This window comes from Halolamina salifodinae, from assembly GCF_017874235.1.
In the GTDB taxonomy this organism is placed as follows: Archaea; Halobacteriota; Halobacteria; order Halobacteriales; family Haloferacaceae; genus Halolamina; species Halolamina salifodinae.
Genome location: NZ_JAGGLC010000003.1, coordinates 229,671 through 255,035 on the forward strand (window position 1 = coordinate 229,671; position 25,365 = coordinate 255,035).

A 25,365-nucleotide genomic window follows, 5' to 3' on the forward strand; every position below is an offset into this window, starting at 1 on the left:
GCCGAGCAACGCCCCGCCCGCGCAAAAGCCTGCGGAACCACTGCGGCTAGAACGCGTGGCGGTGCCAGCCGCCGTCGACGGGCACGTGGCTGCCAGTCACGTAGTCCGCGGCGGGCGAGGAGACGAACGCCGCGACCCGGCCGAACGTCTCCGGATCGCCGAGGTCCTCGACGGGCAGGTCCGCAAGTCGCTGCTCCAGCGCCTCGTCCCGGGTGATCCCCTCGCGCTCGGCGCGCTCCCGGAGTTTGTTCTCGATTCGGTCGGAAGCGATCCCTTTCGGGCCGACGCAGTTCGAGCGCACGCCGTCGTCGCCGTAGGACTCCGCGAGCGTCTTCGAGAGCCCGTAGATCGCGGGCCGGAACACGTTACAGAGCGCGCTTCGAGGGCCGGGCTCCAGCGCCGAGACGGCCACGAGGTGGGTGATCGCGCCACCGCCGTCCCGTAGCGCGGGCAGCGCGATTTCGCAAGCCTGCACGGTCGACCGGAGGATCCCCTGATAGCCGGCGTCGACATCGCTCATCGTCAGATCCTCGAACGGCACCGTCGACGGCCCGCCGTGGTTGGTCACCAGCACGTCCAGCCCACCCAGTTCGTCGATGGCGTCGGTCGTCCCCGCCTCGACCGACTCGGGGTCATCGAGGTCACAGACGACGTAGTCGACGGCGTCGGCGGCACAGTCGGTCCCATCGCGGATGTCGTCGACGGCGCCAGCCAACCGAGTCTCGTCGCGCGCGGCGATCACCACCTCTGCGCCCTCTCGGGCCAACTCGGTGGCGACTGCCTTCCCGATCCCGCTGCTTGCCGCGAGCACGAGCGCCCTGCTGTCTGCCAGTCCGATGTCCATGGGCCACCGTGACACGGGGGCGCGTTAAGCGTGCCGCCCCGCTCCGTCCGAGGGTTCCGACACCGCGGCTGTCGTCCCCACCGGTAACGTCATGTTGGGTGGCCCATACCTACTCCCAAATGGATCCCGAAGCGGCGGCCGGGCGAGCCGGAGACGTAATCGACGAACTGAGCGCGGCGGTGGTCACCGACCGCTCGTTCCTGAAAACCGTGATGACTGGCGTGCTCGCCGGCGGCCACGTGCTGCTCGAGGACGTACCCGGAACGGGCAAGACCCTCGCGGCCCGCAGCCTCGCCGGCGCGCTGAACCTCTCCTTTACCCGGATTCAGTTCACTCCGGACCTGCTGCCGGCGGACATCACCGGGTCGAACGTGTTCGACGAGAGTTCGGGCGAGTTCCAGTTCGCCGAGGGCCCCATCTTCGCGAACGTCGTGCTGGCCGACGAGATCAACCGCGCGCCGCCCAAAACGCAGGCCGCGCTGCTGGAGGCGATGGGCGAGGGACAGGTGTCCGTCGACGGCGAGACTCACCAGCTACCGGACCCGTTCATCGTCATCGCGACCCAGAACCCCGTCGAGCAGGAGGGGACCTTCGGCCTGCCGGAGGCCCAGCGCGACCGATTCATCGTGAAGACGTCGATGGGCTACCCGGAGTTCGACGGCGAGATGGAGCTAATCGACCGCCGCGCGGGCCGGACGGAGTCGGTGCCCAGCGTCTCGGCGGTCGCCGACGAGGCGACGGTCCGGGACCTGCAGGCGGTGCCGGAGACGATCACTGCCGAGCGGAACGTCCGCGAGTACCTCGTGAAACTCGGGCGCGCGACCCGCGAGCACCGCCACGTCTCCGTCGGCGTCTCGCCCCGCGGGATCCAGCACCTGTTCGAGGCCGGCCGTGCCTACGCGACGCTGCAGGGCCGTGAGTATCTCGTCCCCGACGACGTGAAACGCATCGTCGACGACGTGTTCCCCCACCGACTCGTGCTGACCGCGGAGGCGGAGATCGAGGGCATCGACGCTGCCGACGTGCTAGAAGACGTGAAGGGGCAGGTGCCCGTGCCCGCGATGGAGGCCTAGCGGGCGAGCACCTGAATCGCCTAGCGGGCCAGCACCAGACTCGCGAGGAACGCCACGCCGACCGCGGCGAACAGCGCGACGGCGGCCGCCGACTCGGTCGCAATCGACACCGGCGTCGTCGAGACGGCTGCCAGCCCGAACGCGGCGGTGACCGCGCCGATCAGCGCGGCGGTGAGTACGCGAACGAACTGCACCGGGAGCGACGACGCCCGGCGCCCGACATCCTGGCCGAGATTGACGCCGAATCGCCCGAGGTCCCAGACGACGACGGCGCCGACGAGCGCACCCAGCGACTCGGGCAGCGGCGCCCCGAGCGCGGCGGCAAATCCACCGGCCGCGAGCAGGCCTGCGCTTGCGAGCCCATGCCCGCTGTGGCGTGCCGGCACCACGCGGAGTATCGTTCCCAACCGGAGCACGCCCAGCGAAATCGCGGCGGTCGCGCCACCCAACGCGACCAGCCCCAGCGCGACGACCTCGCCGGTGTAGTACTGGATCACGCTGTCGACCTGCTGGAGCACTATCTCCGCGACCTGCCCCGGGAGCGCGGCCTCCAGCCGCCCCGTCAGCGTGTTCAGAAGCAGGTCGTGGCCCATCCAGCCGGCGGTCAGCGCCAGCGCGGTGCCGGCGACGACGGCGATCTTGCCGAGATGCTGGCCGATCCCGGCGCGGTGGAGCCGCCGGATCAGGTACACCAGTACGACGACGGCGGTGCCGACGACCAGTAGCCTGATCGCTAGCCAGCGCAGGAGCGTCGAGCGCGCGAGGCCGTCGAGCAGGCCGACCACGAACGGGGGGAGCGACGCCCAGAGGTCGACGTACGTCGGGCCGAGCAGCACGCGAGCGGCGAGGAGCACGATGCCGATGACGACGCCGATTGGGGAGCGGTCGAGGGCCGACTGGAGTCGCTCGTACCACTCGAGTGCGGCGTCGTCGTCGCTGGAGCGGTCGTCGAGCAGTTCCGCCACCGGGAGCGCCTCCAGCGCAGCCCCGAGCGCCAGCAACGCGAGCGAGACGAGCAGCAGGAAGCTCCCGAGCGGCGGCACCAGCGTGGCTTCCGGGATCAGTTCGGGAATCGTCTCGGGCAGCGGAAGGTCGGCGAGGGGCTCCATCCCCTTTTGGGTCCGGACGGCGTTCCCGACCAGCGCGCCCGATACCGCGAGCAGCCCAACCGCACTCAGCAGGGCGCTCTTCGTGGCCGCGCTCACGCGCTCACGGTCGGCCGAGTCACTTGGGATCGACGCCGCACCGAACCCGGCGAGCACGACGCTCAGCCCGACGAAGACGGTCCCTTGGGGCGCGAACCCTGCAAGCTGGGCGATCAGCGCGTAGCCGACCCCGACGAACAGCAGACCACCCGCCAGCGGCGCGACGGCGACGCCGAGCAGCGTGCCGAGGGTGCTGAAGCGCTCCCGGCCGACCAACCAGACGACGGCCGCGACGCCGGCGCCGCCGATGGCGGCGATGGAGAGCGAGTCCAGCACGCCCAGCGCGTCCGCCAGCAGCCAGCAGCCGACGGCGACGATAGCTACCGCAAGCGCCGACCCGGCGCGTGGCGGCCGCCAGTTCGTCGCGGAGAGCGTCGAGACCGCCTCCTCGTCGCTGGTCTCGGCCGCCATCACCGGCCACCCCCGTCGGCGGTGGCGGTTGCCATCACCGGCCACCCCCATCTACCGCAGCGGCGACTGCCGAGAGCGACCGCTCGGCGGGCCAGTCGATCACGCGGTCACAGACGCCGCGGGCCTCCCGAAGCCGGATCTGTCGGCGGGCCCCGCCCAGTCGGCCGCCCGCACTCTTGTTGCCGGTCGGATCCGGCGAGAGCAGCGTCGGCGCGTTGCCGACGACGGCCGCGCGCTTGGCGTACGACAGCGGCACCCGGTCGACCAACGGGGAGACGATCAGTAGCTCCGCGCGCTCGGGGAACTGCGCGACCAGCCCTGAGACCGCGCGGCGATTCGGCTCGGACTCCTGCTCGGCGAGCGACGAGAGGGCGGTGTCGGCCGCAGTTCGTCGGGCAGCCACGTCGGCGGCAGCCGAAAACACCGCGTCTGCAGCACGCTGGCCCGTCTCGGTGCCGGCGTTCTCGACCCAGAGTGCGTCACCGGCCTCCCGGACCGGCACGTCCACCTCCGAACCGTTGATGCCGAGCACCGCCAGCGAGACGCGGTGGCCCAGCCCGCGGTAGCGCTCGATCGCCGCCTCGGCGGCGTAGGCGGCGTACTCCGCGCCAGTCGGGTGGGTCGGTGCCGAGGAGCGTCTGGTCTCGGGGCGCACGTCGAGCAGCACGATCTCCCGGGCCGCACGCTCCTGCCTGAACTCCGTGGTGACGAGATCGCCGGTTTTGGCGTACTGGCGCCAGTTCACCCGGTTCCGGGCGTCGCCGGCGCGGTACTCCCGGGTGGAGTGGAACTCCAGCCCCTCGCCGCCCCGGTCACTCTGGGTCACGCCGGTCCGGAGCTTCGTCGCCTGATCCAGTCCTTCGAGCGCCGCGGGGTCGGTGCAGTCGACGGAGTCGGCGCCGCCGACGGTCGCCGAGAGCGTCGCGGTGTCGGTACCCAGCAGCGAGCGCGCGACCAGCCGTGCGTCGCCGAACGCGAAGTCCCCGCGCTTGGCGATCACGGTGTAGGAGACCGACCCGGTAGCGCCGGGCCGCAGCGCCAGCGACGCCCGCGGCGAGCCCTCGGTGACGGCCAACTCCTCCGGCACGCCGTCGACGACCCGGAGGTCTGTCAGCACCGAGTCGCCGGTGTTCGTGACCGACACCGTCACCTCGACAGGGTCGCCGGGGGTCAGCCGCCGGTCGTCGACGCTGCGCGCCACGTCGAGCGAGAGGTCCGACGGCAGCGTCGACAGCGCGGCGTAGCCAACGTAGACGAACGGGATGGCAGCACCGGCGACCAGCGCCGCCTCGGCGTAGAACAGCCCCAGCGCGAGCAGGAAGAAGCCGCCGACGAGCCAGACGCTCCACGGGCCGACGCGGCGCACGCGGCGCAGGAGCGTCAGCGCGGAGCCGGCCGTCTCTTGCTCTCTCTCGACCGCTCGGACCTCGTCGCTCGTCGCCGTCGCGTCGCCGTCCGACTGCGTCGGCGTCGCCGTCGATCCGGTCGCATCCTGTTCCTCGCGCTGTCGCTGGGTTGCGTCACTCATCTGTCTCTCCCCCCTTGATCGGCGTCCGCGCGGCGGCGTCGGGCGCGGCCGCGAGCGCAGCGACGGCGTCGACACTGCGGACGAGGCGACGCCGGCCCTCGGCAGCCTCGTCGAGCCACCCGCGTAGCCGAGCGAGCAGTGGGACCGGGGCGGCGTCGCCCAGGAACCCCGCCGCGAGGTCGTCGTCGGTCCACGAGCCCTGTTCGATCCGGTGGCGGGCCGCTTCCGGGCTTTCGCCCGCCGTCTGAAGCGCGGCGACAACGCTCTCCCGGAGGTCGTCACGGAGCGCGCGGGCGTCCTCGAGCGAGTCGACGCGCTCGATGGCCTCGTCGGCCGCGTAGCCCGAGACGGTCGCCGGGTCGACGCTGACCGACTCCGGCGGCCGCTGGTCGTCGGCGACGAGCACTGGGTCCGCCTCGCCGCTGGCGCCCGAGAACTTCCGGATCGCGACGACGAACAGCGCCATGGCGACGATGCCGCCGACGGCGGTCATCAGCAGTTGGTTGGTGTCGTACTCCGCGAGCAGGTCGTAGACCGGCGTCAGGGCGTCCTCGGCGGGGGCGAGGAGCTCCGGTGCGAGCAGTAGCGCGGCCGCGACGCCGAGGAGGGCCAGCAGGGAGAGCGTGAGCAGGCCACGCCGGAGCAAGCGGAGCACGCTCATGCAGTGTCACCCCCTTCGTCGGTGGCGGTTGCCATTACCGGCCACCCCCTTCGTCGGTGGCGGTTGCCATCACCGACCACCCCCTTCCTCGGCGTCTGCCGCCCGCTCGGCGTCGATGGAGTCCACGGCCGCTTCGGCGACATCCTGCCGAGAAGCTGGATCGGCGCCGCCGTAGGAGACCTCCCGGTAGGCGTCCCGCAGGCGCTCGACCGGGCCGGCTGGGAGGTTTGTGTCCTCGACGGCGAATCGGGCGACCTCACCCGGCGTCAGGGTGCGCACCCGGCGCAGCGGGAGGATACTCAGGAAGCGCTGCCACGCCTGTCGGATGCGCTCGCGGGCGGCCGCGCTCTCGGGGTCCTCCTCGGCGGCGTCGGCGACGCCGGGTCTGGTGGCTGTCGCCGACTCAGCGGCGCGAATCCCGCGGAGCCACGCGAGCAGCCGTTCCGGGAGCGTCTGGATCGTTACGACAGTCGAGGTAGCCCATGCCGTGAGCGCGGCGACGATGATCCGCGCCACCTCGCTCGGGGTCTTGGTGCGCTCCCGGAGCGCCTGTGCGAGTTCGACTAGTCGGTCGGCGGCGGTCGACAGCGCCGCTATCGTGGCTTCGACGCCGCGACTCAGCGCGTCCGATAGCGAGACGACGGCGATCAGGACCAGTTGGTAGCCACGCCTGACCCCCCGGCCTCCCCGCACGAGCAGGCCACGAGGGGTGATCCCGCGGTAGTAGGCGATCCCGAAGACGGCGCCGACACCGGCCAGCAGGCCGCCGAGGATCTGTGCGAGCGTGCCGAACAGCCCCTCGATGTCGACCGTGGCGCGCTGACCGTACGCGCTCACGCCGAGCGTGACCGAATCGGCCGGTGGGAGTCGCCGGACTGCGGTGCCGTTGACGCCGGTCGTGCCGACGGCCTCGCCGTCGATGGAGACGGTGGCGTTGGGCAGCGGTTCGTCGCCGAGCGTGGCGTTGAGCGTCACCGGCGCGAACGGGATCGTCGCCGGCCAGCCGACGCTGTAGTTGAGTTCGAGCGAGCGGATCGTGACGGTCTCTGCGCCCTCGACGCTCCCGCGGCTGACGGCGTACTCGTAGTCGCCCGGGTCACTGGGGAGGCGGAGTTCGAAGCGGCCGCGGTCGTCGGTCTGGCCGATCTGCTCGCCGTTCAGCGTCACGGTGGCGGTCCGGACCGGCACGTCGTCCACGGTCGCGACCAACGTCACCTGCGCGTCGCTGCGCACCTCGCCGACAAAGGAGATGGTGGCGTTGGTGTCGAGGGTGAACGTGGTGTTCTCGCCGGTCTGGAGCGCGTAGCCGTCGACGGCCCGCGGCGCATCGCTTGGTGGTGGTAGGGCGCCCGCAGTGTCGGTACGGACGGTTACGTTCAACTCCGCGGTGTACGGGACTTCCGCGACGACGGTCCCGTTCCCGTCAGTCCGGCCGACCGGGTCGCCGTTGAACAGCACCTCGGCGCCGACGACTGGCTCGCCCTCGCGGAGCACCGTGACCTGGACGGTAGCGCCGGGCACGGCGGACCTGTTGAGTGAGACGTTCAGCGACGGGTCGCTCTGGGCCTCGGTTGGCGTTGGTGTCGGCGTCGGAGTCGGCGAGGTCGGCGTCCCGGTCGTCACCGTCTCCGGCGTCCCCTCCGTGGTTCGGTTTCCGTCGGTCGCCGTACCCGCCGGGGGCGTCGGCGTGGGCGTCGGTGCCGGCGTCGCGGTGGGCGTCGACTCGAGGGCGTCCTCCTCGGCGGCCTGTCGGTCCGCGCTCGGCGTCGGGTCGAAGCGGACCCAGCCGACTTCGGGGAAGTACACCTCGACCCAGGCGTGTGCGTGCATGCCTCGGACAGTGTACTCGTTTGCCCCGGTCTGCTCGCCGGTCGCGTAGCCGACAACGTAGCGCGCCGGGATGCCCTGCGAGCGCAGCATCGTCGTCATCGCAGTGGCGAAGTACTCGCAGTAGCCCTGGTCCATCTCGAACACGAACTGCGAGGTGATGGTCCCGTTCTCGCGGTCGTGGCTCGCGTTCAGCGAGTACTCCTTGTTCGACTCCAGCCAGGACTCGATCCGAGTGGCAGTCTCGTATGGCGTCTCCGCGTCGGCGGTCAGTTCGTCGGTGAACGCCCCGACCTGTCGGGTGTCTTCGCCGGCGGGGAGGCCCGTGTAGGTGGACTCGATCTCCCTGGGGTAGTCTTGGCCGGCCGAGCGGAGCAGTTCGGGGTCATCCGGCGGCGCCACGGACTCGCCGACGTAGGTCGTGCCGGCCGGGACTGGCTCCTGACTCGTTATCGCGCGCCCCGGGCCCAACTGGAGCGCGTCGCTGTCGAGGGAGAGCGACTGGGGGCGCCAGACCGTCGGCAGCGCCGTCGCCGACTTGGCCAGCGTCACTTCGTAGCGGATCCGGTCGCCCGCGGCGCCCTCGACGGGAGTGGTTCCGTCGAACGGCTGGGCGTCGCCGGTCCGCTCCCAGCCCTGCCCGGTGTAGCGGTCGAACGAGCCAGTGCGCCAGTAGCTGGGTTGGTCGCTCCTGACGACGAAGTGGACCTGCTGATTCAGGCTGCTGTACGGGTTCGACGCCGAAGAACTCTCGCTGCTGCCGGCAGTCGTCTGGCTGACCGCCGAGAGCGCGCCGAGCGCGCTCGATGCAACGTCGCCAGCGGCGCCGCCACCCTCGCCACTCAGCGGCTGGCCGAGGTCGAACTGGGCGGCCGGCGCCCCGGCGTCGCCGGCGAACAGCGGGAGCGCCACGCTGGCCAGCACGACGGCGGCGACACAGACCAACGTCAACAGGACGCGCCACCATCGGCGGTCGGCTCCGAGTTCGATGGCTCCGTTGTCGTTGCTCACGTGTTTCGTTCCCTACCTTTGCCCCGGGGGTCATGAATGATGCGGTGGGGACGGTCCGACCGGCGGCGACGCGCCGACGCCTGATAGCCGGCCTCCGAGTCGCTGCCCACCCGAGTCGAGCAACTCTTTTAGCGCTGCCCGCCTTGAACGGGACAGATGCAACGGGAGGGAGTGCTGCGTGTCGACCTCACGGAGGGGGAGCTATCCCGCGAGGAGGTACCCGAGCGGTGGCGTCGACGGTATCTCGGCGGGAAGGGGCTGGGCGCGCGCTACCTCTACGAGGAGCTATCGCCGGGGACCGATCCGCTCGGTCCCGAGAACCGACTCTGTTTCGCGCTCGGGCCGCTCTCGGGCTATCTCCCGGGCGAGACCCGCTACGCCGCGGTGACGAAATCGCCGCTTACGGGCGGCTTCCTCGACTCCTACGCCGGGGGACAGTTCCCGCTCGCGCTCGCCGGCGCGCTGCCGGACTGTCTCGCGGTGATCGTCCAGGGAACCGCCGAGGAGCCGACGACGCTCGTCGTCGAGGACGGCGAGGCCGAACTCGTCACCGCCGAGAACTGGGGGCGTGATACCGTCGAAACCGCCGACGCCTACCCCGACGCCAGCGTGGCCTGCATCGGCCCCGCGGGCGAGAACCAGGTGGCCTACGCGACGGTGGCCTCCGACGCCGGCGACCACCACGCGGGCCGTGGCGGCGTCGGCGCCGTCATGGGCGCAAAGCGACTGAAGGCCGTCGTCGCGCGTGGCGACGCGCCGGAAATCCCGGACGCCATCGCCGACCTGCGCGAGCGAACCGACGCCGAGTACGCCGACCACGCGACCGGGCGCTGGCAGGCCGCCAGCGCCACGTTAGAGTCCGTGGAGTTCGCCGACGAGGTCGGCGCGCTCGCGACCGAAGGCTGGCAGGCCGGCCGGTTCGAAGGCAGTGAGGGCGTCGGTATCGACGCCGCACGCGACGCCGCGGTCGAGCGCGAACGCGAAGACGACCGCGTGCCCGGCGGCTTCCGGGTCGACACCGACGAGGGCGAGAGCGTCCCGCGCGGCGCAACCCCCATCAGCCTCGGCGCGGGGCTGGGAATCGACGACTTCGACGCGGTGGCGGCGCTCGGCGCCGCCTGCGACCGCCTCGGCGTCGACGTGATCGAGTCCGGGAGTGCTGTCTCCTGGACCGTGCTCGCGTCGGAGGCGGGCGTCGTCGACGAGTCTGTCTCGTTCGGCGACGAGGACGCGGCCCGGGAACTACTCGAACGGATCGCGGCCCGAGAGGACCCGCTTGCGGACGCGCTGGCCGACGGCGTTTCCGCGGCCGCAGCGGCCGTCGAGCGCGGCGACGGCGCAGTCTCCGACACCGCGGCTGCCGACGCCGACGTTTCGGGTGATGACCTCGTCCCCACGGTGAAGGCGATGGCGCTGCCGGGCTACGACCCGCGCGGCGCCGAGGGGATGGCGCTGGCCTACGCCACCAGCGACCGCGGCGGCTGTCACCGCCGGGCCCGACCCGTCGAGGAGGAGGTGTTTCAGGACCGCGCCCGGGCGGAGACGGTCCGGGCGGTGGCGGAGGCCCAGACCGCCCGCTCGGTGCTCTGGAGCCTCGTCGCCGACGACTTCCTCGGCGACGTGCTCCGCGCGGATCTGGGCGCCACGTGGCTCCGTGCGGTCGGCATCGACCACGACGCCGACTCGCTGGCCCGCGCCGGCGAGCGCATCTGGACGCTGGTCCGCCTGTTCAATGCCCGCGAGGGGTTCGACCGCGCGGACGACGAACTGCCGGCCAAACTTCGGGAGGCCCGCGCGGACGGCGCCGCCATCGACCCCGAGGCGTTCGAACGCACGCTCGAGGCGTACTACGACTACCGCGGCTGGGGGCGTGACGGCCTCCCCACCCGCGAACTGGTGGACGCGCTCGGTCTGGGGGCGGTCGTCGACGACGCGACGCCGCTCTCTGAGCACCCGCCAGTCACGGCGGGCGCCAGCACCGACCTGACTGCCGCTGTCACAGACGACCCCCAAGAATGACCGACAGGATCGACCTCGACGACGTCGTACAGCCGGACGAGGAGACTGCGGAGGACCAGCCGAACCCCGGCGACTGGCTCTGGCGCGGCGAAGGATCGCCCGACGAGGAGCCAGACGCCCCCGAGCGGAGCGTCGACATCGGCGCCGACGACTTCGCCGACGACGGCGCGGCGACCCCGCGGATCCCCCGCGAAAACGACGACCGACCGGTCGGCGTTCCCGTCGAGGGCGGCGGCGCCGGCGGCGCGGCCGCAGGCTCGGGGAGTGCTCCCACCGGCGGCGTCCCGCCGAGCGACGGCGAGGCCAGCGAGGGTGGGGACAGCGGCAGCGAGACGCGCGAGGACCCCGCCGACACCGGTGACACACCGAGTCGCGCCTGGGGCGAGGCGGCCCGCGAACACGGCGACTCGGCCGACGCCGACGGCCCGAACCCGGGGACGCCCTCGGGCGGCGGCGGCGCGACGCCGAGCGCGAGCCGAACGGCCGAGGGCCACTCCCGCGGCGAGGAGTGGGAGGACGCCCAACCGGTCCAGCAGTCCGACTCGACGCCGGGCGCGGCCTCGCACGGCTCCGCGCCGACGCGGACCTCGGACATGACGATGGCGCTCTCCTACCGCGCGATCCGGCGGCTGAAGACCGTTCACGCCGCGCTGGCCGACGCGGAGAACTGGACCGACTATCTCGGCATCGTCGGCGACGTGGACGCGACGGTGATCAACAAGTACCAGCGCGAGAACGTGCTGGATCTGGACTTCTTCAACGGCTCCGGCACTGGCCCGGCCGAGCGACTCGCCGCCGTCGGTCCGAACTCGATGTTCTACGCCGAGCGGATGGTGCTCGTCGGCGTCGACGAGCGCGAGCAGGCGTGGGCCCAAGAAGCGGATTGGGAGTTCGTCCCGCTGGAGACCGCCGCCGAGGAGGCGGGCTGGGAGTTAGGCGAGAACTGAGTCGGCGGCGACCCATGGGTTTTTGCCCCGACGGGTCTATGTTTGGCCCATGAGTTTCAGAGACGCGTTCGAGCAGTCCCGACTGCTGACGCTGGTGGTGCTCGCCGCCATCGGCTGGACGGTGTTCTCCGCGGCACGCGTGCTGGGCCAGTTCGACTACTGGAACCCCGAGGCGTACGGGATGACCCCCGGCGCGGGGATCGTCGGCCTGCTCGTGATGGCCGCCGGCGTCGTGCTCGCGTTGGCGCTACTGGGCGCGTTCGAGCACGACGAGCCCGCACCCGAGACGTGGCCGCCCGAGAACGCCAACTGATGCAGTACGTCTGCACCGAGTGCGACACCATGGCGCGGTTCGGCGCCGAGACGGGGCCGGTAACCACCGAGTGCATCGTCTGTGAGGCAGTCACCCGCTGGGAGCCCGCCTTCGAGGGTGAGGCCAAGGGGGTGTCGTTCTGATGGCACTCGAAGTCTCTATCGGCGACCGACTCGTCGACGCCGCCGCCGAGTGGGCCGATCAGCGCATGCTCGACGAGGACGACGCGCTGGAACAGAAACTCGAACAGGCGCTGCTGGAGGTCGAACATCTCGCTTCGGGCACGACCGAACTCGAGTTCGAACTCGACGACCGGACGCTGCAGTACGCGCCGAGTGACGAACTCGACGAACTGCTCGAAGAGCAGGCCGAGCGCATCGACGGCGACCCCGCCGCGGTGCTCGAACTCCACCTGGAACTGTTCGCACGAACGTTCCTCCCCGACGACACGGTCCAGCCCGGTGCCGGCCCGGGCGCCCCAGTCGACGACTGGTGAGGGACAACGGCTAAGTTGCGTCGGGCCGAGGCTCTCCCCATGGCTCACAAGGACACTGGCTGGCGCCCCGACGGCGCGATGGACGCGTACGGTGGCTACGAAGTCTGGGAGTACAACATCGGCCCCCACGAGATCAACGACGGGGTCGTCGACGGCGACATCGACTTCGGGGAGTACGCAGAGGGCGAGAAGGATCCGTTCGCCACCTCGGTCGACGACATCGACGACGACGAAAAGTAGCGCCGTCAGTTCCGTTCTGCGGTTTTCCGCGTTACAGTAGCTGTGCGACGATCTCGTCCTCGAAGGCAGCCGTGCCGGCGGCGATCTGGGCGCCCGCGATGAACAGCTCCTCGTCGGTCTCCTCGGCGATGTGGTCGGTGAACGCCTCCAGCCACGTCAGCAGGTGTTCGTCGAGGAACACGCGCTCGAAGCCGACGGTCTCGTCGGCGCCGGCGCGCTGGCGCTGGATCAGGTTCCGGAGGAACGCGAACTCCACGGCGATATGGTCGTTCTCCTCGCCGTACTCCTCGGGCGGGTTCCAGCCGGCGGCCCCGTAGCTGGCTTCCACGTCTGCCAGCCCCTCGCCGATGAAGTCGGTGTCCTCGCGGTAGAACGTCTCGTGGGGGAGCACGTCCGGTCGCGGGCCAACCATGATCCGGGTGTACTCGATAGCGAGGTCGTTGGCGACCGCCTCGGGGTCCCGCCCCTCGTTCTCCTCGACGAACCGTTCGAGCGCCGCGAAGCCGGCGTCGAGGTAGTCGTTGACCTCGTCGCCGGGCGTCTCGATCTCGCCGTTCAGCAGCCGTTCGATGAACGCCTCGTCGGGCGTGTCGTGAAAGACCTCGATGACGAAGTCGACCAGTTCGATGCGTGCGTCGTAGACAGCGTTGTCGTCCATGTTTAGCCCTGGAAAACCACTTTCGCGCGGCACTCGTCGCAGTACTCGAAGATGCTGTGTTCGGTGTCGCCGGCGACGCCCTCGACGAGGCCGCCCACCTCGTCGCGAACCGTCTCCATCGACCCGCGGCTGGTGAAGGGAGTGCCACAGCGGACACATTCGATCATCTCGCCCTCGAACACCGGCTCCCACTCCTCGCCGTCGCGGTTCTCGGGGAGCCGCGAGCGGTCGAGGCCGGCCTCCATCGTGATGGCGCCCTCCGGACAGCCGCTCTCACAGAGCCCGCAGTTTACACAGTCCGCGTGGTTGAACTGGAGCTCCCCGTCGTTGGTGCGCTGGATCGCGTCGGTCGGACAGAGCGTCGAACACGTCGGCGTGAGGTTACACGCGTCGGAGACCTCCATCCGCCCGAACGTGTCCAGCCCGCGGATCACGTCGCGGTCGGGGTCGACCTCCCCGATGATGGTTCGGAGCGACTCCAGCGCCCAGTCGTGGGTGCTGAACGGCTCGCGAGCCGAGTCCGGCCGGCCCGTCCCGGTCGCTTCGTGCTCCCCGGTCGGGAGCGGCGAGGCGTCGAGGCCCGAGACGAACGTGCCGAGGTCGTCGGCGAAGCTTGCGGGGTCGTCGCCCTCGGGCGCGAAAAAGGCGGTCCGCGCGCCGAGTTCGAGGTTGTTCGTGGCGATGTTCAGGCGCTCGACCAGTTCGGCCTTCGGGTCGGGGCCGGAGTGGAGACACGCGTCCCCACAGCCGACGATGGCGACGCCGTCGGCGCCGGCCGCGAGCGCGTGGAGCACGTGGGCCTCGCCCACGGTGTCGGTACAGTTCACGCGAACGGGGAGGATCGGGTCGTAGCCCGCGTCCTCGCCGCGGCCGGCCTGCCGGCCGTATCGCTCCAGCGCGTCGGCGGCCCGCTCCGAGCAGACGAACGCGACTACCGGGGACTCGATGCCGCTATCCTCGCCGAGGAACTGCGAGAGGCGGCCGCCCTCGTCGATGTCGACCAGCGATTCGACCTCGCGGGCCAGTCGCTTGTTCGTCGGTTCACGGAGTTCGACCGCGCCGGTCGGACAAGCCGAGGTACATGCTCCGCAGTCCATGCAGGCGGTCTCGTCGAACGCCACCTCGTCCACGGCGGGCCGGGTGACGGCCTCGTGGGGACAGGCATCCGTACAGCGCGTACAGCCCTCGACGCCCGAGTCACCCGAGGCACAGATGTCCATGTCGATATCGAGGTGCTGGGGTTTGGTGATGCCGCCGAGTTGGCTCTCGACGGCCGCGGCGACGCCGCCGTCGAAGTGGGTAAAGTAGCCCAGCAGGCCGCCCCGGGCCTTCGACGGGCCGCCGGGGTAGATCACCTGATCGGCTTCGATAGTGCGCTCGACGCCCTCGGGTTCGATGGCGTCGACCGGACAGCAGTCGAGATAGTCGCCGTCGGGGGCGTCGGGCGCGATGTCGACGGGGTAGCTGGTGACGCCCTCGTCGGGGCCCTGCTTGACACACTCCATGCAGCCGATACACTCCTCGCTGACCCGGGCCTCGACGGCGAGTTCGAACTCGCCGAACGACCCCGAGACCGTCTGCACGCGTCCCCGCTCAACGCTCACGTCGTCGAGATCGAGGGTCGGGTCGCCGAACTCCCGGCCGTTCGCCAGGAGCGTCACGTCGGCGCGGCCCGCCAGTGACTCCGCGGCGGCGGCGTCGCCGACGACGACGACGTGGTCGCCGGCCTCCTTCGACACCGAGCGCGCGGGCGACTCCTCGCGCAGGCCGGCGACGGTGGCGTCGATGGTGCGAGCGGTCTTCTCGGTGGCTGCGGCGGTGTCGTGGACCCACCCTGAGCCCTCCCGGTGGTCGACGAACGCCGTCGCGTCGGGGTGGAGGCCCTGGGATTCGGCCATCTCGCGGATCCGTTGCTGGCAGCCGGCGTCGGGTGCGGTGGCCACCACGTGATCCAGATCGTACTCGTCGACGACGGCGGCAGCTTTCCCGAGACCGTCGCCACAGAGATGGCTCGCGCTCGCGACCACCTCCACGTCGTCGTCGGCGACCCCCTCCCTGACGCCGTCGGCGTCGATGGCGTCGGGGGCGCCGCAGTCGCAAACGAACGCGCCTACCTTCATCGTCCAAGTGGTTGCCTACCACCGACAATAGGACTTGCGACACGCACAATCTCTCCGGGCGACGGCAGTCGATTTCTCGGACGTTCGGGGTATCGGTTTCGCTGTGTGAGTATCCTTCCTGTACGTTCATGAATATGGTTTCACTTTTCGGGGAATTCGGGCCTTAGGCAGCCCTAAAACCGCCGTACAGCCGTGCGATGGATTGAAGGTGAGCCCGTTCCTGTCTCCGCTAATTCGCGGCTGGCGTTTCCAGGCGCGACTGTACCAACCAATGAGCTCAGAACCAGTCTCCCTTGACCTGGATCGCAGGTCGTTCCTCAAGGCCAGTGCGCTCGCGGGCGCGGTGGCACTCGGGGGCGGCGGCGCGGGCCAGGCGCTCGCAGCGGGCGACGGGGAGGTCGACGGAACCGACGAAGAGGGTGAACTCACGAAGACGGTATGTAACTTCTGTGCCGTCGGGTGTGGGTTCCGGGGCGAACGCCAGGGCAACGCCTTCGTCGGGCAGGAGCCGTGGCACGAGAACCCGATCAACAACGGCTCGCTCTGTTCGAAGGGCGCGGCGATCTTCGGCAGCGAGCACTCCGAACGTCGTCTGAAGCATCCGCTGATCAAGGACGGCGATAGCTGGCGCAAGGCTGGCTGGCAGGAGGCGCTCGACAAAGTCGGGAGCGAGATCAACGAGATCCGGGAGCAGCACGGCCCGGACTCGGTCATGTGGATGGGTTCGGCCCACTTCTCCAACGAGGAGTCCTACGCGTTCCGAAAGCTGAGCAGCCTGTTCGGAACCAACAACGTGGACCACCAGGCCCGGATCTGTCACTCCACCACCGTCGCCGGCCTCGCGAACACGTGGGGCTACGGGGCGATGACCAACACGATCAACGACTACCGGAACTTCGACCTCAACATCATCATCGGCCAGAACCCGGCCGAGGCCCACCCGATCGCGATGCAGCACATCCTCGAGGGCCAGAAGCGCGGCGGCGAGATCGCGGTCGTCGACCCGCGGTTCACCAAGACCGCGGCCAAGAGCGACTACTACTACCGGATGCGGCCCGGTACCGACGTCGCCCTGATGATGGGGATCATGAAGTATCTCCGGGACGAGCAGAACCTCGACCAGGAGATGCTCCAAGAGCGGGTCATGGGCTGGCCCGACGTCGAGGCCGAACTCGATCAGTACGACCTCGAGACCGTCGAGGACATCACCTGGGTCAGCCAGGAGCAGATCCAGCAGCTCGGTGACCTGATCGCCGAGAACGCGCCCAACGTCCAGATCGAGTGGGCGATGGGTGGGACCCAGCACAACAACGGGACCCAGAACATCCGGTCCTACGCGCTGACCTCGCTGGCCTCCGGGAGCGCCGCCCACTCGGGCGGTGGCCTGCAGGTCATGCGTGGCCACGCGAACGTGCAGGGGGCAACCGACCTCGCGGTCGCGAGCCACATTCTGCCGGGCTACTACTCGGTCGGGTCGCCGGGATCCTGGCGCTACTGGACCGACGTGTGGAGCAAAAGCCCGTACACGAGCGGGGAGATCGGGTTCGAGGAGCTGTACAACGAGTACGACCTGATGCCGGAGGACAAGTACGACCGGCAGTCGGGTGACGGGGAGGTCGACGAGTCCTTCCCGAACGACCGGTCGATGATGTTCCAGAAGGGGATGACCGTCGCGCGATGGTTCGACGGCGGCCTCCCCCAGGAGGAGCGACTCAACCAGACGCCGCTCTACCAGCCCGACGAGCTGAAGGCGGTCGTCATCTGGGGCCACTCCATCAACTCCATCTCGGAGATGCAGAAGATGAAAGACGCGATGGACCGGATGGACCTCGTCGTCGTCGTCGACGTGTTCCCCTCGGTGGCCTCGGTGCTTTCCGATCAGGACAACGTCGTGATCCTCTCGGCGGCGTCCCAGTACGAGCACCACCGCTCGCTGACGAACTCCCACCGCTCGGTCCAGTGGTCCGAGCCGGTGCGACCGCCCTCGCACAACACGAAGCCCGACCTCGAGATCATGCAGGAGCTGGCTCGCCGCTTCGGCTTCGGCGACCACTTCGACTGGGGTTCGGGCTCCGGCCTCTACAACGGCAAGAGTACCTACGAGGAGGTGCTCCGCGAGGTCAACCTCGGCGTCCGAACGATCGGCTATCAGCAGGACCCGTCGCGACTCCAGGAGCAACAGGAGTACGACTGGGCGTTCTCCACGGACAACCTCCGCGCCGAGGAGGAAGGGCTCCCCGTCTCCGGGGAGTTCTGGCAGCTTCCGTGGCCCTGCTGGGGCGAGGGACACCCCGGCACGCCGATCATCTGGAACGACGACCTCGACCCGCGAAACGGCGGGCAGGACTTCCGCGCCCGGTGGGGGGTTCAGGCCCCGACGCCGGACGACTGGGAGCAGATGGACGTCGGCGACAAGGAGTACCCGATGCAGGAGACGTACGACCAGCAGGGCGAGGAGGGCTTGAACCTCCTGCGTGATCCGTACACGCCCGACTGGGAGTCCGACTTCGATCAGGAGGTCCAGGGCGTTCCGCAGTACCCCGGCTTCGCGACCACGCTGCCGGAGGACTACACGAACCCGGACCAGCTTTCGCTGCCGTACGCGTACGCACTCGACCCGACGAAGTCCGTCTACGACACGGCCGTCGCGATGAACGAGCGCTACGGGACGGAGTTCGACGAGGAGTTCTACGAGCAGTACGACTTCGCACAGCCGGACGCGCCGACCGGACGTGGCCGTGCGCGTGCGGTCGTCTGGGGCTTCCTTGACACGGTTCCGGTTCACCGCGAACCCGTCGAGAGCCCGCGTCCCGATCTGGTGGAAGACTGGCCCGCGAACGGCCAGCAGACCAACTTCTACCGGCTCGACCAGAACAACGAGGCAGTGCAGGAGCGGGCGACCGCCGCCGCGAACGATCCCGGCGACGAGAGCGCGTTCAGCACGGTCATGACCACCGGGCGGCAGGTCGAACACCAGGGTGGGGGCGCGGAGTCGCGCTCCAACGAGTACCTGGCTGACCTCCAGCCCCACATGTACGTGGAGATCCACCCGAACATGGCCGATGAGATGGGGATCGACGGCGGCGACCTCGTCGTCGTCTCCACCACCGACCGCGGGTCGGTGCTGGTCAAGTCCCGCGTCACCCCCCGACCCGGCCACGGGCCGGAGGAAGAGGAGATCTTCCTTCCGTACCACTGGGGCGGCATCGCGAAAGGTGAGAGCCTACTCGAGAAGTACCCCGACGGCAACGAGCCGTTCGCCATCGGCGACTCGGTGAACTTCATCACCTCGCGCGGGTACGACGTGGAGACCCAGATGCAGGAGACCAAGGCGGCGCTGGCGAAGGTCCGACCGGCCACCCAGGAGCTCGTCGACGAGCTCAACATGGACATCGACCTCGACTCCTTCACGTTCCCACAGGACGAGGCCGGCTTCGGCCAGCAGAAGGACTTCGACACCCGCGACAACACGACGACTCAGTAAAATGTCCACTAACGAAGCAGACACCGAAATGATGAGCCAAGGGGTGATGAGCACCGGCGACGACACGCGCATCTTCCCCGACGTGGCTGCGTGTATCGACTGTGGCGGCTGCGTCGTCGCCTGTAACCGAACGTGGGACATGCCCCGCGACGAACAGCGCATCAGCATCTCCACGATGCTGGAAGGCGAGGAGGGCGCGACGGAGGCCGCCGACGTCGGCGGAACGCGCCGGATCAACGACCCCTCCGGGGCAGTGGCCAACGGGCAGCAGCCCGGCGAGACCAGCGTCCCGATGCAGTGTTACCACTGCGACAACGCGCCGTGTGTGACGGTCTGTCCGGTCGACGCCCTCGTCAAGAAAGACGACGGGTTCGTCGACGTGCGCGACGACGTCTGTATCGGCTGCCAGTACTGCCTCTCGGCCTGTCCGTTCGGCGCCCCGCAGTTCCCGGGCTCCAACGACGGCGCCGCGGAGATCTTCGGTACCGGCGGCACGATGGACAAGTGTACGATGTGTCAGGACCGACAGGACGTGGGCAAGGGCCCCGCCTGTGCCGAGGAGTGTGCGACCGACGCCATCCTCGTTGGCTCGACCGAGCAGATCGCCGACGAACTCGAGAAGCGTGACTCTGGAACGTTCTTCAACGACGAGGCGATGAAAGTCGTCTTCGGCGAGGACGAGGCCAAGGAGGCGTTCGGCGTATGAGCAACCCGACCGCAGAGAGCGGCGCCAGCAGCTACTCGGGGACCGTCGTCGCGGTCAACGCCGTGATCTCGGTGGTTGTCGCGCTCGGGCTGGTCTGGGTCGTCAACGGGTTCAACGTGTTCTACGAGCGCCTGGACCGCGTCTCGCCGACCGTCGAGGGCGGCGCGATCGGCAGCGCGTTCGTGAAGGGCAACGAGATGGAGCTTCTGGTGTTCATGGTCGAAGCGATCCACGTGATCGACGTGATCGCCGGCCTGGGGATCCTGTTGATCATGTTCATCCACTGGGGGGCGTTCCGTCGCATTGCCGGTCGGATGCGCCAGCCCGGCGACTCGCGAGCCGTGACCGACGGCGGCGAGGCCGCCGACGAGGGGGGTGAGACGCAATGACGAACCTCGACCACGGGAAGTTCACGCGCATGACGACAGTGTTCCACTCGCTGCTCGCCATGGACGTGTTCTTCCTGTTTTTCACGGGCTACGCCATCATGTTCAACGACGAACTCTGGTGGATGCTCACCCTGATGGGCGGCTCGGGCTCCGTCGCGGCGCTCCACCGCGTGTTCGGCGTGGGGTTGCTCGCGCTGGTCACGTTCTGGGTGCTGATGATGGTAACCACCGACACCGGGCGTTCGAACTTCCGTGAGCTCATGCCGACGCCCGAAGACGCGAAGGCGTTCGTCCAGGACATCCAGTTCGTGCTGGGCAACGCCGAGGAGCGCCACCCCAACGCCCGCCAGTTCGCCGGCGGCACCGCCGACGAGATCCCGCTGCTGAGCTACGTCGGCAAGGGCGTGATCTTCATCTTCGCGGCGGAGCTGACAATGCTGTCAGTCTCGGGGCTGCTCATCTGGAGCAAGGCTGGGCTGATGCAGTACTTCGCCACCCAGACGGCGGCGATGGCCTTCGTCGTCTTCCACGGCCTGCTCGGGGTCGTGATGATCATGGGTGTGATGTTCCACATCTTCGAGCACGGGTTCCACCCGGCGTTCTTCCCGGTGGAGACGAAGGCGTTCATCCCGCGCTCGATGATCCCCGAGGACCACGAGGACGACACCGAGGGGACCGGGATCGAGCAGCTCGAACTCTCGCCCGCGTGGGCGAGCGCGACCAACCTCGCCGGCGCGGCGACGGTGATCGGCATCGTCAGCGTGATGGTGGCCAGCATCTACGACACCGGCTTCCCGGTGTCGACGGAGCTGATCATCGGCGGCGGCCCGAGCAACCTGCTGTTGACGGTGGGCGTCAACATGGGCGTGCTCGTGCTGTTCCTCGGCATGGTGCTGTCGGTGTACGGCAACCTCGTGCGCATCCGCTGGGAACAGCGCATGCAGGAGGAGGCCGACGCCGAGAGCGTCGACGTCGAGACAGCCGACTGAGGCCGTTCGCGGTTTTTCGTTCTTTTTCGACCGGCCAGCGGCGCCGCTGGCACGTCGATGATCGGCGAAAAAGCCACAGGCGGCGTTACGAGATGAGTTCCGCGCTCTCGGTGGAGAGCGAGACGGTCACGTCCTCGGTCGCGTGCTGCTGGATCTGGTCGATGTTCCGGGTCAGCACCTCGAGGACGTCCTCGGGTTCGGGGTAGACCAGCATGTTGCCGTCGTCGTCCTCCATCACCAGTTGGGTGTCCGACAGCTGGATCTGGCCGTCCTCGATGGAGGCGACGATGGCCTTCAGCGCCTCCGAGCCGCCGGGTTCGCCCTCCTTGACCTTCGTGATGTAGAGGCTGTCCATCCCGATCAGGTCCTTGTACTCCCGGACACGCTCCGCACAGCGAACCATGTCCTTGGTCACCGCCGTCTTCTCGGGGTTTCCGTGTTCGCCCTCGTAGCAGTGTTTGCAGACCCGCAGTTCCATTCGCATACTCCCGCGTGGGGCGTGGCCGCGGATATAGCTGTCCACCTCGGCCCGCCGTGCCGGGGAGTTATAGTGGAGGCGCTGCAACGCCCGCGTATGGCTGGAGCACTACTCAACATGGGGTACGCCTGGGCGGCGGCGATTGTCGCAGTCCTCGGCGTCATCACGACGATGCTGGTCACCGACGACCCGGCAGGCAACAGTACGGCTTCGAACGTAACAGCGATCGCGGTCACCGTGTTCACCGTCGCCGTCGTGGCGTCGGTCGCGCTCTGAGCGCGAGCACAGCGATTTTCGACGGGGCGATTTTCCACAGACGTGCAGCACCTGCCACCGAGATCTGTGAGTCCAGATTGGCGGGGAGCGACCCCACGAACCGGACGCTTAGGGCTCGCCGTTCCAGCGTCGCTCCGCCAGCCTGTCGAGCAGTTCCTGCACCTCCTCTTGGCCGGCCTCCACAGTCTGGGACTCCTGATGGGCCCCGACGGTCGTGACCGCCGCAGTCACGTCCGTCGGCCCCTGTCGCTCCAGCAGCCACGCGTACGTCGCGGCCTGTAGCTCGTAGCGCTCCTGTAGCTCCGGCTCCGGTGGTCGCAGGCCGATTTTGAGTTCGTCGACGTGCCAGTCCCCGCCCGCGTCGACCGAGACCACGTCCGCTCGGCCACCGACCTCGACCGCGAAGCCGTGGATCCGGACGACCGCGTCCAGTGGCTCCTCGACGAACCGACGCTCGCTCTCGGCGAGGCGTTCGTAGGCCGCCGAGTCGGCCAACTGCGGACAGAGCGTCCCAGAGAGGTAGCGCCGCAGTTCCTCGCGCTCCTCGGGCGCCACGCCCCGAGCATGCCTGTCGACCGCGCGGTCCAGCGCTGCCGGGAGCGGCCCCGAACACTCACGGAGCGCTGCGGCGTCGACCCCCGCCGAGAGGGCCGTCGTGAACAGGTCGTGAGCCACGTCGCCGACCACCTCCGGGCCCATCGTCTCGAAGGAGAGCGGCACCGTCACCCCGTCTTGGTCGGCGTGCAGCGGCTGGCCGCTCAGGTGCGCGAGCACGCCCTCCTCGGGCGCCGCAGCGAGTTCGTAGACGGTGCTCGGGTTCACGAACCGCGGCGTCCAGCCGCGGTCGGGGACCGCAGGTGACTCCGGCGGCCCCTCGCCCAAGCCCTCCGACTCGACTGCCGTCGTGAGTTCTTCCGTGAGTCGGTTGACTGCGACAGTCAGGGGATCGTGATCCCCCGGCGTGTCGATGCTGTACTCACCGCGCCGGCGCTCGTCGAAGTCGAACGCCTCGCACAGCGTGTCGACCCAGCGGTCCCGCGGTGTCGGCGCCGAGCGGCGGTCCGGCAACGGAATCACCAGATGGTCCCGCGCCCGCGAGAGCGCGACGTACAGCAGGCGCCAGCGCTCGGCGCGCGCGGCCGCGACGGGCGGCCCCAGCGGCGGCGGGCCGGCGATCCGCGGCTGCTCGTCCTCCGCCCAGCGTTCGCTCGCCCAGCGCAGGCCGGCGTCGCCGTCACCAGGCGAGGCGTCCGGGTCGTAGGGACCGTTCGCGAGTACCGTCCCGTCCAGATTCGGGTAGTCGTCGCCCGTGTCGATGTTCGTCGGCGGCGCGAGCGCGACGTGGCTCCCGTGGGCGATCAACTGGTCGAGGTAGGCGCCGTAGCGGCCCAACCCCGTCCCGAGGTCCGCAACTGCGATCACGTCGTCCTCGTCGCCTTTCGCGCCGTGGATCGTGCGGAACGTCACGTCGGCCTCGGCGGCGGTCGGCAGGCTCGGCCCACCACGGGGGTTGCGCCGCGCGTGGTTCAGCGCGGCCGAGAGCTCCGCGAGCGAGTAGCTGTCCTCGCCCTCCCAGTCGCCGACGATGCCGACGAGGCGGTCCAGCACGGCCGAGTTGTCGTCAGACGGAGTCTGACTGCCCGAGGGACGCAGCCCCTCGACGTCGACGGCCGTGGCGCTCTGATCGAGCGGGTCGTCCGTGAGCGAGAGCGTCTCGATTACGTCGGCCACGATGTCGGCCCCAGCCGCTGCAAGGATCTCTGCCCGGCGCTCGGCCAAGTCGGCGAGTCCGTCGACCAGATCAGCCTCGGCGCCGCGCATCGCACCCGACTCAGCGACGGCGCTGATCGACCAGTCCGCACGCATCAGGCGGTCAACGAGCCCCGTGATCGGCAGGTCGTCGTCGTTCGTCAGGTCGAGGGTCGCCGACTGGCTGGTCGGCGCCTGGAGCCAGTCGACCACCGCACAGACGGCACCGACGAGCGGGTGGTCGAACAGCGCACGGCTGGTGTCCCGGACCGAGAGCCCAGCGTCCGCGAACGCGTCGACGTAGGTGTCCATGTGGGTCCGGCGGTGGAACAACACCGTGACGCCCGGTTTGTCCGCGTCTCCACCTTCGTTCCCGTCCTCCACTACGAACCGACCCTCCGCCAACCCAGTCGCGACGCAGTCCGCTAGCGCCTCGGCCTCGCCGACGCCGTCCGTTGGATCGACCCAGGTCGGCGACCCGGGGCGGCCGTGCTCCGGGAACGCGGCGACGTGGACGCTCGGATCCGGTGTCGGGTCGCGAACAGCCGAGAGCAGGTCGTACTCCGTGATTTCGTCCCCGTCAGTGAAGTCGTCGATGGCATCCCGAGTGGGGTCCGTAAACACCGGCCCGAACACGGTGTCGATAGCTGCGGCGACCGCTGGCCGGGAGCGGTACGTCCGGGTCGCGGTCCGGCGCTCGTGGGTGTCCCAGTCGACGCCGAAGTAGCGCCCCTCGGTGGCCGCGGCGGCGAACAGGCTCGGCTGGGCGTTGCGCCAGGCGTAGATGCACTGCTCGCGGTCGCCCACGAGCAGCACGCGCGTCTCGGCGTCGATCAGCGGCGCCAGCGCGTCGTGCTGGGCGCGGGAGACGTCCTGGGCCTCGTCGACGATCACCGTCGAGAGCCGGCCGGTCCAGCGCTCACGGAGGCGTTCCCGGAACGCGCTTTCGTAGGCCGGCTCCTCGAAGAACGTCGCGATCCAGTGGGCCACGTCGACGTGGGCGACGACGCCCGCGCGCCGGCAGGCCTCGTCGTAGGCGTCGAGATAGGCCGGGAGCACCGTACAGAGCGCCTCGACGGCCTCGCCCCACGCGTCGTGGCAGTTCCGGTCGGCGCCGACGATAGCTTCCTGATTCCCTTCGCCTGCGGCGTCGAGGCCGCGTTCGACCGCGGCCCGCTCTTCGGCGCCGAAGAACCGTTCCGTGTCCCGGAGCACGTCCGCGAGCGAGTCCGGTGGGCCGTCGGGGTAGCTCCCGGAAACGACTGCAGTCAGGCGCTCCCGCAACTCTCCGACCGAGAGCCGACGCTCGCGGCAGGCGCTCCGGGCCGCCGCGAGCAGGTCGGCGGCGTCGGCGTCGTAGCGTCCGCCGGGGTAGGCGTCGTCGAGCGTCGAGAGCGGTTCGGAAAGCGCCGAAGTCTCGCGGACGACCTCGAGCGCGTCGCCGTGGACCTGTGCGAGGGCGGCGCTGTCGCCGGCTTCAGGGGTGCCGTCGAAGCCGACCTCTTCCGCGACGGCGTCGAACACCGAGCCCAGCACGCTGTCGATGGTGCCGACCCGGTCGCTCCCCCGGAGTGCGGTCCCCAGTTCAGCGGCCGTCTCCTTATCAAGCGAGACAGGCGCGTCCGGGTCCTCGACGAATCCCCGGAGTGCCGCCTCGACGCCCGGGAGGATGCTCGCGGCGTCGTCCCGGGAGAAGGAGGTGAGACAGAGCGTCTCCGCCGGGCTGTCGCCCCCCGAGCGCGCCTTGCGCGCGAGGTCCTCGGCCGCGATGCTGTCGGCGGTGACCGATTTGCCCGCGCCCGGCCCGCAGTCGAGGACGAACAGCCCCGACTCCGCGGCGAAGAAGGCATCCCGGATCTCGGCCTGTGCGCCCTCAAGCCGGCGATAGCCGTCCACTCGCCCGCCGATAGGCCGTTCCTTTTCAGTCATCGCGAGCCACCC

At 69.7% G+C, this 25,365-nt stretch carries 21 protein-coding genes; 12 read left to right on the forward strand and 9 right to left on the reverse strand.

Features of this window, described 5'->3' with window-relative positions; translation table 11 throughout:
- Positions 1 to 46: 46 nt before the first annotated feature.
- The gene (locus J2753_RS08160; RefSeq protein ID WP_209491446.1) at positions 47 to 844 is read right to left on the reverse strand and encodes an SDR family oxidoreductase; all 798 of its coding nucleotides are present in this window, start codon (positions 842 to 844) and stop codon (positions 47 to 49) included.
- Positions 845 to 963: 119 nt separating this feature from the next.
- Between J2753_RS08160 and J2753_RS08165 the strand changes: the two genes are divergently transcribed.
- Positions 964 to 1,917: an AAA family ATPase gene (locus tag J2753_RS08165; RefSeq protein WP_209491447.1), complete on the forward strand. Its 954-nt coding sequence runs from the start codon at positions 964 to 966 to the stop codon at positions 1,915 to 1,917.
- Positions 1,918 to 1,937: 20 nt separating this feature from the next.
- On the opposite strand, the gene J2753_RS08170 is transcribed toward J2753_RS08165, so the two are convergent.
- The 4 genes from J2753_RS08170 to J2753_RS08185 form a co-directional block, all read right to left on the reverse strand.
- Entirely contained in the window at positions 1,938 to 3,533 is a 1,596-nt protein-coding gene (locus tag J2753_RS08170; RefSeq protein WP_209491448.1) for a DUF7519 family protein, read from the reverse strand.
- A gap of 34 nt (positions 3,534 to 3,567) precedes the next feature.
- The gene (locus J2753_RS08175) at positions 3,568 to 5,061 is read right to left on the reverse strand and encodes a DUF58 domain-containing protein (protein WP_209491449.1); all 1,494 of its coding nucleotides are present in this window, start codon (positions 5,059 to 5,061) and stop codon (positions 3,568 to 3,570) included.
- The gene (locus J2753_RS08180) at positions 5,054 to 5,722 is read right to left on the reverse strand and encodes a DUF7269 family protein (RefSeq protein WP_209491450.1); all 669 of its coding nucleotides are present in this window, start codon (positions 5,720 to 5,722) and stop codon (positions 5,054 to 5,056) included. Before J2753_RS08180 ends, J2753_RS08175 begins: the two co-directional genes overlap by 8 nt.
- Positions 5,723 to 5,791: 69 nt before the next feature.
- A complete protein-coding gene (locus tag J2753_RS08185; RefSeq protein WP_209491451.1) occupies positions 5,792 to 8,560 on the reverse strand; it encodes a transglutaminaseTgpA domain-containing protein in 2,769 nt (922 codons plus the stop codon).
- 156 nt (positions 8,561 to 8,716) lie between these two features.
- On the opposite strand from J2753_RS08185, the gene J2753_RS08190 reads away from it, so the two are divergent.
- From J2753_RS08190 to J2753_RS08215, 6 genes are read left to right on the forward strand one after another with little or no spacing between them, the layout of a single operon-like run.
- Positions 8,717 to 10,579 carry an aldehyde ferredoxin oxidoreductase family protein gene (locus J2753_RS08190; protein WP_209491452.1) on the forward strand — a complete coding sequence of 621 codons (1,863 nt, stop codon included), beginning with the start codon at positions 8,717 to 8,719 and terminating at the stop codon, positions 10,577 to 10,579.
- Complete coding sequence (locus J2753_RS08195; protein WP_209491453.1) at positions 10,576 to 11,526, forward strand: DUF7124 domain-containing protein; 951 nt, start codon at positions 10,576 to 10,578, stop codon at positions 11,524 to 11,526. Before J2753_RS08190 ends, J2753_RS08195 begins: the two co-directional genes overlap by 4 nt.
- Positions 11,527 to 11,575: 49 nt before the next feature.
- A complete protein-coding gene (locus J2753_RS08200; RefSeq protein ID WP_209491454.1) occupies positions 11,576 to 11,839 on the forward strand; it encodes a hypothetical protein in 264 nt (87 codons plus the stop codon).
- Complete coding sequence (locus tag J2753_RS08205; protein WP_209491455.1) at positions 11,839 to 11,982, forward strand: hypothetical protein; 144 nt, start codon at positions 11,839 to 11,841, stop codon at positions 11,980 to 11,982. Before J2753_RS08200 ends, J2753_RS08205 begins: the two co-directional genes overlap by 1 nt.
- Positions 11,982 to 12,335 carry a hypothetical protein gene (locus J2753_RS08210; protein ID WP_209491456.1) on the forward strand — a complete coding sequence of 118 codons (354 nt, stop codon included), beginning with the start codon at positions 11,982 to 11,984 and terminating at the stop codon, positions 12,333 to 12,335. The genes J2753_RS08205 and J2753_RS08210 overlap by 1 nt, the downstream gene beginning before the upstream one ends.
- A 39-nt stretch (positions 12,336 to 12,374) precedes the next feature.
- Complete coding sequence (locus J2753_RS08215) at positions 12,375 to 12,575, forward strand: hypothetical protein (RefSeq protein ID WP_209491457.1); 201 nt, start codon at positions 12,375 to 12,377, stop codon at positions 12,573 to 12,575.
- A gap of 31 nt (positions 12,576 to 12,606) precedes the next feature.
- Here the strand turns inward: J2753_RS08215 and J2753_RS08220 are convergent, their stop codons facing one another.
- The gene (locus J2753_RS08220; protein WP_209491458.1) at positions 12,607 to 13,233 is read right to left on the reverse strand and encodes a TorD/DmsD family molecular chaperone; all 627 of its coding nucleotides are present in this window, start codon (positions 13,231 to 13,233) and stop codon (positions 12,607 to 12,609) included.
- A gap of 2 nt (positions 13,234 to 13,235) precedes the next feature.
- Positions 13,236 to 15,353, reverse strand: a complete 2,118-nt coding sequence (locus tag J2753_RS08225) for a 4Fe-4S dicluster domain-containing protein (protein ID WP_209491459.1) — start codon at positions 15,351 to 15,353, stop codon at positions 13,236 to 13,238.
- 271 nt (positions 15,354 to 15,624) lie between these two features.
- Between J2753_RS08225 and J2753_RS08230 the strand changes: the two genes are divergently transcribed.
- Genes J2753_RS08230 through J2753_RS08245 form a run of 4 tightly spaced genes read left to right on the forward strand, consistent with a single transcriptional unit; the run spans position 15,625 to position 20,921 of the window.
- On the forward strand, positions 15,625 to 18,837 hold the full coding sequence (locus J2753_RS08230) for a formate dehydrogenase subunit alpha (protein WP_209491460.1): 3,213 nt from the start codon (positions 15,625 to 15,627) through the stop codon (positions 18,835 to 18,837).
- Between the two features lies 1 nt (position 18,838).
- Complete coding sequence (locus tag J2753_RS08235; RefSeq protein WP_209491461.1) at positions 18,839 to 19,543, forward strand: 4Fe-4S dicluster domain-containing protein; 705 nt, start codon at positions 18,839 to 18,841, stop codon at positions 19,541 to 19,543.
- Positions 19,540 to 19,932, forward strand: coding sequence for a hypothetical protein (locus J2753_RS08240; protein ID WP_209491462.1), 393 nt, complete (start codon positions 19,540 to 19,542; stop codon positions 19,930 to 19,932). Before J2753_RS08235 ends, J2753_RS08240 begins: the two co-directional genes overlap by 4 nt.
- A complete protein-coding gene (locus J2753_RS08245) occupies positions 19,929 to 20,921 on the forward strand; it encodes a cytochrome b/b6 domain-containing protein (protein WP_209491463.1) in 993 nt (330 codons plus the stop codon). The genes J2753_RS08240 and J2753_RS08245 overlap by 4 nt, the downstream gene beginning before the upstream one ends.
- An 85-nt stretch (positions 20,922 to 21,006) precedes the next feature.
- On the opposite strand, the gene J2753_RS08250 is transcribed toward J2753_RS08245, so the two are convergent.
- A complete protein-coding gene (locus tag J2753_RS08250; RefSeq protein ID WP_209491464.1) occupies positions 21,007 to 21,405 on the reverse strand; it encodes a hypothetical protein in 399 nt (132 codons plus the stop codon).
- A 90-nt stretch (positions 21,406 to 21,495) separates the two neighbouring features.
- Here J2753_RS08250 and J2753_RS08255 point away from each other — a divergent pair, with 90 nt between their 5' ends.
- Entirely contained in the window at positions 21,496 to 21,675 is a 180-nt protein-coding gene (locus tag J2753_RS08255) for a hypothetical protein (RefSeq protein WP_209491465.1), read from the forward strand.
- Between the two features lie 108 nt (positions 21,676 to 21,783).
- Here the strand turns inward: J2753_RS08255 and J2753_RS08260 are convergent, their stop codons facing one another.
- Positions 21,784 to 25,353 carry a UvrD-helicase domain-containing protein gene (locus J2753_RS08260; RefSeq protein WP_209491466.1) on the reverse strand — a complete coding sequence of 1,190 codons (3,570 nt, stop codon included), beginning with the start codon at positions 25,351 to 25,353 and terminating at the stop codon, positions 21,784 to 21,786.
- Positions 25,354 to 25,365 lie beyond the last annotated feature (12 nt).

Coding starts and splice junctions, on each gene's coding strand:
- J2753_RS08160 (WP_209491446.1), bottom strand. CDS start 844: ATGGACATCGGACTGGCAGACAGCAGGGCGCTCGTGCTCGCGGCAAGC.
- J2753_RS08165 (WP_209491447.1), top strand. CDS start 964: ATGGATCCCGAAGCGGCGGCCGGGCGAGCCGGAGACGTAATCGACGAA.
- J2753_RS08170 (WP_209491448.1), bottom strand. CDS start 3,533: ATGGCGGCCGAGACCAGCGACGAGGAGGCGGTCTCGACGCTCTCCGCG.
- J2753_RS08175 (WP_209491449.1), bottom strand. CDS start 5,061: ATGAGTGACGCAACCCAGCGACAGCGCGAGGAACAGGATGCGACCGGA.
- J2753_RS08180 (WP_209491450.1), bottom strand. CDS start 5,722: ATGAGCGTGCTCCGCTTGCTCCGGCGTGGCCTGCTCACGCTCTCCCTG.
- J2753_RS08190 (WP_209491452.1), top strand. CDS start 8,717: ATGCAACGGGAGGGAGTGCTGCGTGTCGACCTCACGGAGGGGGAGCTA.
- J2753_RS08195 (WP_209491453.1), top strand. CDS start 10,576: ATGACCGACAGGATCGACCTCGACGACGTCGTACAGCCGGACGAGGAG.
- J2753_RS08200 (WP_209491454.1), top strand. CDS start 11,576: ATGAGTTTCAGAGACGCGTTCGAGCAGTCCCGACTGCTGACGCTGGTG.
- J2753_RS08205 (WP_209491455.1), top strand. CDS start 11,839: ATGCAGTACGTCTGCACCGAGTGCGACACCATGGCGCGGTTCGGCGCC.
- J2753_RS08210 (WP_209491456.1), top strand. CDS start 11,982: ATGGCACTCGAAGTCTCTATCGGCGACCGACTCGTCGACGCCGCCGCC.
- J2753_RS08215 (WP_209491457.1), top strand. CDS start 12,375: ATGGCTCACAAGGACACTGGCTGGCGCCCCGACGGCGCGATGGACGCG.
- J2753_RS08220 (WP_209491458.1), bottom strand. CDS start 13,233: ATGGACGACAACGCTGTCTACGACGCACGCATCGAACTGGTCGACTTC.
- J2753_RS08225 (WP_209491459.1), bottom strand. CDS start 15,353: ATGAAGGTAGGCGCGTTCGTTTGCGACTGCGGCGCCCCCGACGCCATC.
- J2753_RS08230 (WP_209491460.1), top strand. CDS start 15,625: ATGAGCTCAGAACCAGTCTCCCTTGACCTGGATCGCAGGTCGTTCCTC.
- J2753_RS08235 (WP_209491461.1), top strand. CDS start 18,839: ATGTCCACTAACGAAGCAGACACCGAAATGATGAGCCAAGGGGTGATG.
- J2753_RS08240 (WP_209491462.1), top strand. CDS start 19,540: ATGAGCAACCCGACCGCAGAGAGCGGCGCCAGCAGCTACTCGGGGACC.
- J2753_RS08245 (WP_209491463.1), top strand. CDS start 19,929: ATGACGAACCTCGACCACGGGAAGTTCACGCGCATGACGACAGTGTTC.
- J2753_RS08250 (WP_209491464.1), bottom strand. CDS start 21,405: ATGCGAATGGAACTGCGGGTCTGCAAACACTGCTACGAGGGCGAACAC.
- J2753_RS08255 (WP_209491465.1), top strand. CDS start 21,496: ATGGCTGGAGCACTACTCAACATGGGGTACGCCTGGGCGGCGGCGATT.
- J2753_RS08260 (WP_209491466.1), bottom strand. CDS start 25,353: ATGACTGAAAAGGAACGGCCTATCGGCGGGCGAGTGGACGGCTATCGC.